The organism is Candidatus Merdisoma sp. JLR.KK011 (assembly GCF_036941125.1).
Classification (GTDB): Bacteria; Bacillota; Clostridia; order Lachnospirales; family Lachnospiraceae; genus Laedolimicola.
On the sequence record NZ_JAYWSZ010000004.1, the window covers coordinates 1,248,114 to 1,260,271 of the forward strand.

Annotated in this window: 12 protein-coding genes; all 12 read left to right on the top strand. The window is 46.4% G+C overall.

Translation table 11 applies throughout. The features are described 5' to 3' along the window. Positions 1-13 precede the first annotated feature (13 nt). The 12 genes from VV089_RS19890 (at position 14) to VV089_RS19945 (ending at position 12,077) form a co-directional block, all read left to right on the top strand. Entirely contained in the window at positions 14-1,780 is a 1,767-nt protein-coding gene (locus VV089_RS19890; RefSeq protein WP_334337121.1) for a hypothetical protein, read from the top strand. 99 nt (positions 1,781-1,879) lie between these two features. After that, complete coding sequence (locus VV089_RS19895) at positions 1,880-2,356, top strand: RNA polymerase sigma factor (RefSeq protein WP_334337122.1); 477 nt, start codon at positions 1,880-1,882, stop codon at positions 2,354-2,356. Beyond that, entirely contained in the window at positions 2,353-2,952 is a 600-nt protein-coding gene (locus tag VV089_RS19900; protein WP_334337123.1) for a hypothetical protein, read from the top strand. Before VV089_RS19895 ends, VV089_RS19900 begins: the two co-directional genes overlap by 4 nt. A gap of 188 nt (positions 2,953-3,140) precedes the next feature. Next, a complete protein-coding gene (locus VV089_RS19905) occupies positions 3,141-3,824 on the top strand; it encodes a response regulator transcription factor (protein WP_334337124.1) in 684 nt (227 codons plus the stop codon). Further along, a complete protein-coding gene (locus VV089_RS19910) occupies positions 3,821-4,816 on the top strand; it encodes a sensor histidine kinase (protein WP_334337125.1) in 996 nt (331 codons plus the stop codon). The genes VV089_RS19905 and VV089_RS19910 overlap by 4 nt, the downstream gene beginning before the upstream one ends. Before the next feature lie 169 nt (positions 4,817-4,985). Then, entirely contained in the window at positions 4,986-5,750 is a 765-nt protein-coding gene (locus VV089_RS19915; RefSeq protein WP_334337126.1) for an ABC transporter ATP-binding protein, read from the top strand. Beyond that, positions 5,747-7,822, top strand: a complete 2,076-nt coding sequence (locus VV089_RS19920) for an ABC transporter permease (protein ID WP_334337127.1) — start codon at positions 5,747-5,749, stop codon at positions 7,820-7,822. The genes VV089_RS19915 and VV089_RS19920 overlap by 4 nt, the downstream gene beginning before the upstream one ends. A gap of 202 nt (positions 7,823-8,024) precedes the next feature. Continuing rightward, positions 8,025-8,372, top strand: a complete 348-nt coding sequence (locus VV089_RS19925) for a helix-turn-helix domain-containing protein (RefSeq protein WP_334337128.1) — start codon at positions 8,025-8,027, stop codon at positions 8,370-8,372. Next, on the top strand, positions 8,356-9,300 hold the full coding sequence (locus VV089_RS19930) for an ImmA/IrrE family metallo-endopeptidase (RefSeq protein WP_334337129.1): 945 nt from the start codon (positions 8,356-8,358) through the stop codon (positions 9,298-9,300). Before VV089_RS19925 ends, VV089_RS19930 begins: the two co-directional genes overlap by 17 nt. Continuing rightward, entirely contained in the window at positions 9,297-9,956 is a 660-nt protein-coding gene (locus VV089_RS19935; protein WP_334337130.1) for a hypothetical protein, read from the top strand. Before VV089_RS19930 ends, VV089_RS19935 begins: the two co-directional genes overlap by 4 nt. Before the next feature lie 251 nt (positions 9,957-10,207). Next, positions 10,208-11,305: a C39 family peptidase gene (locus VV089_RS19940; RefSeq protein WP_334337131.1), complete on the top strand. Its 1,098-nt coding sequence runs from the start codon at positions 10,208-10,210 to the stop codon at positions 11,303-11,305. Further along, positions 11,298-12,077, top strand: a complete 780-nt coding sequence (locus VV089_RS19945; protein ID WP_172543642.1) for a hypothetical protein — start codon at positions 11,298-11,300, stop codon at positions 12,075-12,077. Before VV089_RS19940 ends, VV089_RS19945 begins: the two co-directional genes overlap by 8 nt. The last annotated feature ends 81 nt before the right edge of the window (positions 12,078-12,158 follow it).

Genomic DNA, 12,158 nt, shown 5'->3' on the forward strand with positions numbered 1-12,158 from the left:
ATGGAGATACGATATGAACCTGACAAATTTTTTAAAACAGACGGATACCCTTACAGCGCAATATTCAGCAGAACAGCTCATTGCTTTTATTCATGGGATCGGGAGGGTTTTGCCGGAGCAGCGCAGGGAAGAGTTTCTGGAAATGCTGAAATCTATCGGGAATAAAGCAGGAAGGATGCCAGACAAAAATGAGGAAACAGATATTGGTTTCGATGAAATGTATCGCCGTGCCAAAGACAATTTAGAGAGCATTGATTCACAGGAAATTGCGATTACTGAAATATTGAACGAAGAATATGATGAATGGTATGCTGACAGCGGCGAAGAATTTTATTACGAGGACAACAGCGGAATTTCAGATATGCTTGAGGAAGCCTGTGATTTCGTGCATATTTGTATGGACAGGGAGAGATATCGAGAAGGCTTTGAAGTCGGAAGTCAAATGTTGGCAATGGAAATTCTATGCGATAGTGAGTATGGCGATGAAGAATTTTCCCTCAGGGATATGGCGCGCTGTGAACTGTTGAACTTCAGCCTGAGACGGTTTGTCCTTGATACGATATATTGTGCATATCATACAGTACCGCCGGTCAAACGTCCGGAGACATTGTATGGCATTATTGTAAATGCAAAAGAGGATGCAGTTACATTAGAAGCGATTATGCAGCATGGCGATGAAGAATTACCTGCATTTGAGGAGTTTCTTCCGTTTTGGATTGAATATCTTGGCGATAAGACAGGGCATGATGCGGATCGCCTTATTCTGGAAGCAGTCAGTTTGTTAAACGATATTTCTTTGGAGGTTCCGTACGCGGAAAAATATGCCGCTGTCCATCCGGGATTATATGTGAATATATTGGAAGACAGGAAATATGCGGCGGCAAATGATATGGTATCCATAGGAATAAAAGCGATGAAGGCGATACCGGAGAAATATATTATACGCAGCAGGGCAGCATTGAAAACGGCTGAGTATGTTATTGCGTCAAACGGGGAATTGCCTTTACTGGAAAAGTGCTATTTTGCGGCATATGAATCGGATACCTCTGCATTGAACTATCTTCGTGCGCTGTTAAATGGCAGCGAAGATGATAAGAAAAGGGAAGCGCTTCAAAAGATCTTTATGAAATCATCTGTAGATAAAGGCGGCAGCTCTTTTGGCATACATGAAAGGAGTTATTCATGCTCCGAAAGGGAAGAAAACAGACTGGATGGCAATACGGTTTTCCTGCTCGGATTTTTAGACGGGCAGTTTGCGGATGTATTGGATAAGGGATTGAATCAATCGCAGGCATTAGGCTGGACGGGAACTTTTATGAAACAGGGAATTGCGCTGTATCTGTTATATTTGTACGAGGGGCAATGGAACGGCAAAGGAATGGCTGCTATGGCAGAGATTGTGAAAAGCGTTATGAAATTTTCCTCAGAAGAATATCGAAAAGGTGTCTGCGGTCTTGAAAAGATAGGCGAAAACGAGCTGTTCTGCCAATTATTTTTAAAATGGAAGTCTAAGATCCAAATGGAATCTGATATCAGAGACCGTGCGCTAAAAAGAATTACAGCGCTGCTTGAAAAGCGGACAGCAGGAATTATGGACGCAAACCGCAGAAATTATTATGGGGAATGTGCGGCGTATATCGCTGCTTTGGGAGAGGTGCGGGAGTCCATGGGAGAGATAAACGCAAAACAGAGACTTATGACATCATATAAGGATAAATATCCAAGAAGGAGCGCATTTCGGCAAGAAATGAGAAATTATGGCTGGATAGACGCTAAGTGACTAAACAAAAAAATTTATTGATAAAAAATGTGATATACCAGCCCCCAGACCCGTTCTAATATTGAAAGGCCTTTCAAAAGCAGAACAGGAGGTGAGTCTTTGGAGGAGACAGAGTACACACGGATTGTTCAACGGTATCTGGACACGGTATACCGTGTTGCCCTAAGCAGCTGTAAGAATCCTCACGATGCAGAAGACATCGTTCAGAGTACCTTTCTCAAGCTGTTGGAGAGCAGCCCGGAGTTCCAGGACGAAGAGCATATCCGCAAATGGCTCATCCGAGTGACAGTAAACGAGGCGAATAACCTCTGGCGCTCCCTGTGGAGAAAGAGAGTCATTTCCCTGGAGGAAACTCTTACAGAACCGGAATTCACAGAGCCGGAACACAGTGAGCTCTTTTGGGCAGTGCAGAAGCTGCCGCCCAAATACCGGGAGGCAACCTACCTCTATTACTATGAAGAATACAGCATAAAGGAAATTGCAAAGCTTCTTCACATCTCCGAAACTGCCATCCAGACCCGCTTAATGCGGGCTCGTGAAAAATTGAGACAACAATTAAAGGAGGCGTGGAAATGACAGGTGAAAAAGAAAACAAGGAATTCTACCAGGCTGCCTACCGGGAAGTACATGCTTCCGAGCAACTGTTGAGAAAGGTGGAAGCTATGGGAAAAGAATATCATCAGAAACACGGGAAAAAAATATTGCGCAGAAGCTGTATTGCAGCAGCTGCATTGGCGCTGGCGCTGATTTCCAGCAATATTATCTCCTACGCAGCCACAGGAAGATACTGGATCATTTCGGTGACTACATCAGACGGAAGAGTACTGCCTGCAGAACCTGGAACCTACTATGAACTGGGAGACGGAATGGTATACACGGTTAAGTATGAGGTGGATGCAGAGGGCCCTGAGAAGGGAGAAGACATGACCGGAAACGAAGAGACTGCGGCGAAGAGCACGGAAGAAGAATGTGCAGATCCCGCAAAAGTCCAGGTCGTTAAGGAAGGAGAGCACATTTTCCTGGATATAAACGGAGCTGTCCGGATTGACGTTACAGAATCTTTTGCAAATGGAAGCTGCGAAGGAACCTTTGAGCTGGATGGAACGGAATATCAGTATCTGATAGCAGGAAGTCCGGAGGACAATACAATACGTGTAAATGCTATGCATTAAAAGACAGCCGGTAAGCGAAAGTGTCGAAAGGGTCTGTCGGAAAATATGACATCAGAAAAGTTTGATGTCATATTTCCCGGCAGCCTTTTTTGGCATTTCTAAATAAAATCAAATGACATTCTAAAATTTTTGTAGTAAGATGATTCTAAAATGATAAAAATAGAAACTGGGAGAGGAGGAAAAGGGAGATGTACCGCATCTATATGATAGAAGACGACCAGGGCATTCTGGAGGCAGTAAAAGCGAGAGGCGAAAAATGGGAGCTCCGGGTATATGGAGTGGGAAATTTCCGCAAAATCCTCACAGAGTTTTCGGAAATACAGCCCCATCTTGTGCTGATGGACATCGGCCTTCCGGCCTTTGACGGCTATTACTGGTGCACCGAGCTTCGGAAGCTGTCTAAGGTTCCGATTATCTTCCTCTCCTCCGCCTCCGACAATATGAATATGGTTATGGCAATGAGCATGGGCGGCGACGACTTTGTGGCAAAGCCCTTTGATATGGACGTGCTCTTTGCCAAGATCCAGGCGCTTCTGCGCCGCTCCTATGATTTTGCGGCAGCTATGCCCGTCTTAGAGCATCAGGGAGCCTTCCTCAACGTGGAAAACGGGACGCTTACCTATCAGGACATTACCATTGATCTGACAAAAAACGAACACCGGATCCTCTGCCTGCTCATGGAAAACAAGGGCCGGATCGTCAGCCGGGAACGCCTTATGGAGCTTTTGTGGGAATCCGACTGTTACATTGATGATAACACACTGACCGTCAATGTAGGCCGCCTGCGGAAAAAGCTTGAATCAAAGGGCCTTCCCGGCTTTATCCATACAAAATTCGGCGTGGGCTATTATATAGGGGAGGAATCGGCATGACCTTTGCGCTTCGGTATTTGCGGGAGCATATGCGGCTTCTTTTATTGGAACTGCTTTTTGCAGCGGTTTTTGGAATCGTTTTCTGGCTGTATCGCCTGCCACTGTCTGCGGTTCTGTATCCGGCCGTAATCTGTGCCCTGCTTGGCAGCATTTTTCTGTGCAATTCCATGTACAAGGCTTACAAAAAGCATAAATTATTGACAAGACTGGCAGACCTCCAGGGAGATGTACTGAAAAATGAGCTTCCCATACCAGCGGCGGCAGAGGAAAGCGATTACCAGTCCGTGATTCAAAAGCTGTGTATGGAAATGCAGTCCATGAAGGAACAACATACAGAAACCAGTCAGGAAATGATAGACTATTTCACCATATGGGTGCATCAAATCAAAACCCCCATTGCCTCCATGCGCCTCAACCTGGAAGCTGAGGACACCAGGCTCTCCCAAAGGTTAAAGTCCGATCTCCTCCACATTGAGCATTACGTGGAAATGGTGCTCACCTACTTAAAAATGGGTGCGGAATCCACAGACTACGTATTTGCCCCTGTCAGCCTGGACAAAATCATACGGGAAAACCTCCGGAAGCTCCGGGGAGATTTTATCATCAAGAAGCTTAAGCTTGATTATGAGCCAGTCAAAGAAACAGTAATATCCGATGAAAAATGGCTTTCCTTCGTGATTGAGCAGCTTCTTTCCAATGCCCTGAAATACACAGGCCAGGGCTCCATTGCCATATGTTCGGAAGAACCTAAGACGCTCTGCATCCGCGATACAGGAATCGGCATAGCGCCCCAGGATCTTCCGCGGATTTTTGAGAGAGGCTACACCGGAATCAATGGCCGCCGGGACAAGCACGCAAGCGGCCTGGGCCTTTTTCTGTGTAGGGAGATTTGTAAACGTCTGGGAGCGGAGATCTCCATAACCTCCCAGCCGGAGAGCGGCACGACTGTAAAGATAGATTTAAGCCTTATGCAGAATCCCATGAATGACTGAGCAGTGAGCATGCTCCTGATTGTTGGAGCCGCCGTAAAGCGGGATGCCTGTTTTTCAAAAAGTTCTTACAAAAATGTTAGAAATCAAGGGGAAATGTAAGCCGAAGCAATGGAATACACTTCCCTTTCTTTGTTAGGATAGACTTAGAAAGCAAAAGGAGGCATTCAACATGAGCATTTTAGAAGTAAAAGGACTGAAAAAGATATACACCACACGCTTTGGCTCCAGTCAGGTGACTGCGCTGCGCAACGTAACCTTTACTGTGGAGCAGGGAGAATACGTAGCGATTATGGGAGAATCCGGTTCCGGAAAAACCACCCTGCTGAACATCCTGGCAGCCCTCGACAAGCCCACCGGAGGTTCTGTTCTCTTAAACGGAAGGGACATCACAAAAATGTCGGAAAAGCAGCTTGCAAAATTCCGCAGAAGCAGCCTGGGCTTTGTATTTCAGGAGTTTCACCTGCTTGACACCTTTAGCCTGGAGGACAATATATACCTTCCCCTGGTTCTGGCAGGCGCTTCCTATGAGGAAATGCACCATAGGCTTATGCCCATAGCAAAAATGCTGGGCATCACGGAGCTCCTGAAAAAATATCCTTACGAGGTATCGGGAGGCCAGAAGCAGAGGGCCGCCGTTGCCAGGGCGCTGATCACAAAGCCCCATCTGATTCTGGCAGACGAACCAACCGGCGCACTGGATTCCAGGGCTTCCGACGAGCTTTTACGTCTTTTCGGGGCTGTCAATGAGAGCGGCCAGACCATTCTCATGGTTACCCACTCGGCAGCCGCAGCCAGCCGGGCCAAATGTGTCCTGTTTATCAAGGACGGGGAGGTCTTTCATCAGATCTGCCGGGGGGAGGACAGCGATGAGCAGCTCTATCAGAAGATCACGGATACGCTGACTATACTGATGACAGGTGGTGAGCACAGATGAAAAAAGGAATTTACAGAAGGCTCGCGCTGACGGGGATTAAGAAAAACAAGCAGCTTTATTTTCCCTATCTTTTGTCGGGAACGGCCATGGTGATGATATTCTATATCCTTGCATTTTTGGCAGAATCCAGTATGGTACACAATCTGCGCGGAGGCGAGGCAATGACGACGCTGCTCATCTGCGGCGAGGCGCTGATAGGAGTGTTCTCTGTCCCGTTTTTATTTTATACCAGCTCCTCTCTTATGAGGAACCGCAAAAAGGAATTCGGGCTTTACAATATTCTGGGTATGAATAAGGGGAATATTCTTGTAAGCCTCATTTGGGAAAATCTGATTACCTATGGAATTGTAATTTTTACGGGCATATTTTTCGGCGTGCTGTTTTCGAAAATTGCAGAGCTGGGCCTGGTAAATATTATGGAGGAGGAAATCAATTATCGCATTTATATTGAGTGGAAGGCGTTTTTCACGGCCTTAGTGCTTTATGCAGGAATTTATGGACTTATTTTCCTTAATACTGCCCGGCAGATCCGGCAGAACAATCCCATAGAGCTGCTTGGAAGCGAGGCAGCAGGGGAACGTCCTCCCAAAAGCCGCCGGGCGCTTGCCGCTGCCGGGCTGGCTCTTACTGCAGGAGCTTATGCGTGGGCAGTCCGGATTGAAAATCCCCGGGATGCCATGGTACAGCTTATGATGGCTGCCGGCTTGGCGGTAATCGGAACCTACCTGCTTTTTGTCGCCGGATCTGTATTTCTGTGCGGCTGGCTGAAAAGGAGGAAGCGCTATTACTACAAAACGGCCCACTTTGTCACTGTGTCCGCCTTGACCTACCGGATGAAGCGAAACGGTGCAAGCCTGGCTTCTATCTGTATTCTGGCCGCTGCAATTCTGGTGGCTCTGGTGGGGACAGCCGGTTTTTACACAGGTGTGGATGATATTATTGAACGTCACTATCCTTATGATTTGGGCGGCATGATTGAGGTGGACGGACTGAATCAGGGAGAAACAGGGCTGAGATACCAGGCAGAGCTGGAATCCGTTCTAAAGGATGCAGGCGCCAAGGTGTCGGAGATTGCAGGACTTTACGAGGTGGGAATTGACGCGCCTATAGAGGAAGGCGTCCTGGATCTGAACGTTGATATTTATAAAAATGCGCCCGGCGAGGGCAGCGTGAAGGAGTGGAACGAATATCTGGAAAATTATGTGTGTGTACGCGTTATCTCCCTGGAAGACTACAATCGTCTCTGCCATACGGCGGAGGAATTGAAGGCCGGCGAGGTGTTCCTTGCAGGAGGAGCCAGGGCAGGGGAAGCCGAAAGAATCCGCAATTGGGACGGGAGCGAATATACTGTTAAAAAGGCGGTAAGGCAGATGCCGGAATTATCTGCCTTTAAGCTATACGGCAGTTATTCTGACATGATGATGGATTACATGGTTCTTGTAGTCCCGGATATGGAAGGATTCTGGGGCGGATTCGATGCTTCTGCCTGGAGCACGAAAAATCAGGTGCTGTGCTTTTGGGAATACGGTGTGAGGCTTGCGGAGGAGCAAGACCGGCAGCTTGTCATCGGGGATGCCTGTGAGGCGTGGATACAGGAAGTGTCAGAGGAGGAAAATGCGCCGGAGTGTACCTGGTATACAAAGGCTGAAAAATGGGCCAAGCTGAAAAGCCTTGCCGGAGGGGTATTGTTTCTAGCCTTTGTTGTCAGCCTGGTATTTGTCTTTGCGGCTGCTTTGATTATGTACTATAAACAGATTTCCGAGGGCTATGAGGATCAGAGGCAGTTTTCTATTATGCGCAAAATTGGTATGACGCGAAAGGAGATCCGCCGCAGCATCAACTCCCAGATGCTTACGGTGTTCTGTCTGCCCCTTGGGATGGCGGGCCTCCATCTTGCCTTTGCCCTGCCGGCCGTGTATCAGGTGCTGAAAGCCGCCGTGCTTGATAACCGCCCCCTGCTTATCCGGGTGTCGGCTGTCAGCTTCCTGCTATTTTCCGCTGCATACGGGATTGTCTATCTGATTACAACCAGGACTTATATTAAGATTGTGAATCGAGAACCAGTACAATAAGGATCTGAAAGGGATTGCTCTTGCTGAAGGCGGCTTTAAAAGGGCAGTCCCTATTAAAAATCTGCGCAGACAAGGCAGAATAAGCTTTATGAGGGTTGAATGGAACAAAACTGCATATAATAAGGTTGTAAAATCTAACAAGAATTGACGTTTTTGGGATAGTGTGTTAATATATTTAACGTATTACTTGGGAGGGAAAACAATGAAATCATTTAATACGGAGAAATTTTGTCAAGATCTGATCGTGTTGCGGGGAAATGAAACACAGGTGAAGTTTTCGGAAAAGCTGGGAATCAATAGAAGCACTTTATCTCTGCTCGAAACAGGAAAGCAGATGCCGACCCTGGAAATCCTCGATAAGATGTGCGGCGTTTTTGGACGGAATCCGGGAGAGTATTTTGTTGAGAGTGACAGCGACGGACTTATTTATTTAATGGGCAGTCTGGAAGAGAATGATAAAGAGAAAATTGCCGTAATGATGGACAGAATAAAAGTAAGAGAAAAATATGAAGCTTTGGCAAGAAGGTGCGCGGATGGTATCTGTAGATAATCAAGAACTTTTTGAGACATATTATCAGGCAGAGTATGATTTCAATACTGCCTCTTTAACAGAAGAAGAGATAGACGCAATTAAAGAGCTGGTAAAAGAGAAGCGGGTAAATTATGCGCTGGCTCCTATTGGAGAAAAAATATTTGACTGGATTATGGAGCAAAGCGCAAATATCCGTTTTGAGCTGGTTGATTTTGATTCGGAAAAGATTGACGGCCTGCTGTACATTCCGCAGAGCGGCTCGGATAAAGCTTATGTAGTACTGAATTCCAGAAAGCCGCTTATTAATCAAATTTTTGCGGCAGCCCATGAATATTATCATTACATCACAGATTATGCCAGAGTGAAAGAAGAGCCCTTTATCTGTAACTTTTCCGCGCTGGAAAGCATCAATGAAAAAAAAGCAAGCCGTTTTGCAGCAGAATTTCTGCTCCCGGAAGAGGCTTTGCGAAATGAAATAAAATTATTCAAAAAACGACTTGGCGGCCTGGGGGAACGAAAATGGCTTTTTGAAGACTACGCTGCTCTTGGCATATATCTTACAGTGAAATATCAATTACCTTTGAAAGCTGTAATCTATAGGCTGTATGAAGAACATTACATGGATGATATAGAGGAGTATATTCAAAATTACAGTTTTATAAAAGGTATTTTACAGGAGATAAAGTTTTTAGAGAAGCGAGTGAAACATCTCTATGGCTGCAGTAATCATCATTTTGATTCAGACAGCCTTATTTATAGACAGATGCGCCTTGCCTATGACGCCGGTCTCGCATCGCGAGAGGAAATGCTGGCAGACGCAAAGCTGCTGGAATTGGACAGTTCATTAATTTATGAATTTTTTGATAAAATTTCAGATGAGGATGAAGATGAGGATGATACGGAACTGATGGATTATATCGGACAGATTTGGAGGAAGGAGCTATGATTTCCCCGTTAAAGAAGATTTCGTTAAAAATCCTCATTCAGCAGCCGGTTTTGTTTGACGCAAATATTTTTATGGTAGGGATTGAAGACAGAGGCTCGGATCCCAATTGTTCATTTGAAAATATGAAGCAGCTGTATCTTCTTCCGATGCTGGAGAGCTTTGAGCAGATTATGATACATGAAATGGTTTATTGTGAACTGGACGAAGCATCCAGAGCTTTGGTGGATGAATATAAGGGAAAGAATGTAACAATTGTTTCAGAAAATGATTTATATGGAAAAGATCCGATATATACGACCATATTCAACAGCATTGCAAGACATGACAGGGTGTCCTATTCACGGGGAAGCACAAAAGACAGAGGAGAAGTATATAGTTTGGCCTATGGGGCTTTTCATAAGATCAATTACTTTAGTTCCAAAGAAATTATGGTGGATCAGATTGCAAAGGATTTGGATGAACTGAAACAGATCGAAATTATTACATTTGATGTTATTGTGCTTCTGGCATACATTTATTATATGTCAAAAGGGGACGGCCGTCATAACAAGGGATTAAAATCCGTGTATAAAAGATACTGCGAGGATGTGATTAAAAGGCATAAGCTGCCATCAACATTAAAGGAATATTTCCTTGCATCTGTAAACTACATATAAAAATTAAGAGAAAAAGGGCTGTCCTTCTGATTTTGCGTTGTTTAAACCAGAAGAGCAGTTCTTTTTTGAATTTTTATAATTTTTTGGTATAATGTAAGAAAATACTTGAGGTTTCCTAAGAAAAAATAAAGAAATACCCAATCCTTGTCTGCAATAATAAAGATAAGAAAAAGGAATCGCAGCCGTCTGGCGCAGGAGTAAAGCAGCAGAGAGCCGAAAGCTGTAAGCGTTCTTATAATGGGGGAAAAAGCATGAGACAGGATGAAAAAAGAAGCAGAAACAGCCGCATGGAAGGAAACGGACGGGCACGGGGAGAAGGCCGGAGCCGCAGTACACAGAGCGGCGGCCGCAGCGGCCCGGCCCGCCAGGGCGGAGGGCAGCCGCAGGGCCGCAGACAGGCCGGCGGATATCAGCCGCAGCGCCGCTCGGAGCAAAGGACATCCGGAGTAAGACGGGCAGCCGCCGGTTCCTGGCCGGATCGGCTGGAAGTAGAGCAGAGAAGAGCGCAGGAACGAAAGGAGCAGGAGCGCAGAAGAAGGCTTAAGCTCCGGCGAAAGCGCAAAGCCAGAATCCGAAAGGCCCTGGTTCTCTTTACAGCGGCTCTCTTTGGCATCGCCCTTTTCCTGGGGATTAGGCTTGTAAAAAACTGGACTGCAGAGCCAGGTAAAAAAGAAGAAAAAATAGATATTGAAAAGCTTGCAGAGAAAGAAGAATACCCCGAAAGCCTCCTAAAGCTTCTGGAGAAAAATCCGGAAACCAAGGATTTTGTAATGAATTATCCAAAGAACAAGGACAGGCATGTGGATATCGACGTGTCAAAGGAGGTGACTCAGGGGAAGATTCCTTTGTTCCTCCAATGGGACGAGCGCTGGGGCTACGAGACCTACGGGGACGATTTCCTGGCTCTCACCGGCTGCGGCCCTACCTGCCTGTCTATGGTGCGCTGCGGCTTAAGCGGCGACAGCAGCTGGAATCCCTACAAGACGGCCAGGATGGCGGAAAATAGCGGCTACTATGTATCCGGCTCCGGTTCCTCCTGGGATCTGATGACTCAGGGCGCATCCGAACTTGGGCTTCTCTATGAGGAAGTTATTTTTGACGAAGAACATATCAAGGCCGCGCTAGAGGCAGGTACGCCCATTATCTGCGTGGTAGGCCCCGGAGATTTTACGGACAGCGGGCATTTTCTGGTGCTCACCGGCGTGGATGAGGATGGAAAAATCATCCTAAACGATCCCAACAGCAAGATTCGCAGCAAGGAAGCCTGGGACATCAACCAGCTTATGGGCCAGATAAAAAACCTGTGGGCCTACAGCTACCAGGGCCCGGAAGGGGAGCAAAATGAGTAAGGGAAAAAGAGCCGGACGGTTTCTTATACTTATTTTTCTGGGAATATGTGCTTTTCTGATATACCGGCTTATAAGCCGCAGCGGAACCTCTTACCGGGAATGCCGGAGTGAGCACGGACTCTGCGGAATCTATTATCTTTTAAATGTGGACGGCATGAAAGGACTGGGACATGCGGCGCTGATGCTCACGGATGAGCAGGGAGAAGGGCGGATATTCAGCTACAATGGGATGCAGTATAATCTGGCACAGTGCCTTCTGGGGAAAGAGGGTATTGGGAAAATGAAGGAATTTTTTCTGGATAGAGAGGGCGTAGAGGAGCTGCTGGACACAGGGAATCTTCCGGCAGGAGAATATGAGGAATGCAGCAACTTTGATCGGGCCCTCTGGAGGAAGATTTCGAGAGAGCAGTATGAAATAGTTGTTCAGGCAGCAGAGGTTTACATAGCCGCAGGGGAAGATTTTGAGAGACTGTACGCCGCCCTGTATGAGCGATCGGGAGAAGAGGCGGAAAAGCTTTGGAAGCAGATAGAAGATTTCCCTAAGAGAGAGGGGATTCCCCTTTACCAGATTTATACCCACAACTGCGATACGGCCGCCCGGGAGCTGATGGGAGCGATTGATGATGAAGTCAGCGGTTACAATGAATCGGCGGCAAAGCTTACGCCTAACGGAAATTACAGGAATATGTGCAGGAAGCTGGGAGATACCTGGGGATTCCGGCGTCTTGGGGAAGACACGTTCAAAGAAACCCTTTTGAATTACCTTATGTAGATACAGGTTACATAAATAGGTTACATAAATTGTCGAAAATAGTTGCATTTCCTCTGATTTCATAATAAAATATTTCTGTAT

Excerpts from the sequence above, each read along its gene's own strand:
- VV089_RS19890 (WP_334337121.1), top strand. The coding sequence starts at position 14 with ATGAACCTGACAAATTTTTTAAAACAGACGGATACCCTTACAGCGCAA.
- VV089_RS19900 (WP_334337123.1), top strand. The coding sequence starts at position 2,353 with ATGACAGGTGAAAAAGAAAACAAGGAATTCTACCAGGCTGCCTACCGG.
- VV089_RS19905 (WP_334337124.1), top strand. The coding sequence starts at position 3,141 with ATGTACCGCATCTATATGATAGAAGACGACCAGGGCATTCTGGAGGCA.
- VV089_RS19910 (WP_334337125.1), top strand. The coding sequence starts at position 3,821 with ATGACCTTTGCGCTTCGGTATTTGCGGGAGCATATGCGGCTTCTTTTA.
- VV089_RS19915 (WP_334337126.1), top strand. The coding sequence starts at position 4,986 with ATGAGCATTTTAGAAGTAAAAGGACTGAAAAAGATATACACCACACGC.
- VV089_RS19920 (WP_334337127.1), top strand. The coding sequence starts at position 5,747 with ATGAAAAAAGGAATTTACAGAAGGCTCGCGCTGACGGGGATTAAGAAA.
- VV089_RS19925 (WP_334337128.1), top strand. The coding sequence starts at position 8,025 with ATGAAATCATTTAATACGGAGAAATTTTGTCAAGATCTGATCGTGTTG.
- VV089_RS19930 (WP_334337129.1), top strand. The coding sequence starts at position 8,356 with ATGGTATCTGTAGATAATCAAGAACTTTTTGAGACATATTATCAGGCA.
- VV089_RS19935 (WP_334337130.1), top strand. The coding sequence starts at position 9,297 with ATGATTTCCCCGTTAAAGAAGATTTCGTTAAAAATCCTCATTCAGCAG.
- VV089_RS19940 (WP_334337131.1), top strand. The coding sequence starts at position 10,208 with ATGAGACAGGATGAAAAAAGAAGCAGAAACAGCCGCATGGAAGGAAAC.
- VV089_RS19945 (WP_172543642.1), top strand. The coding sequence starts at position 11,298 with ATGAGTAAGGGAAAAAGAGCCGGACGGTTTCTTATACTTATTTTTCTG.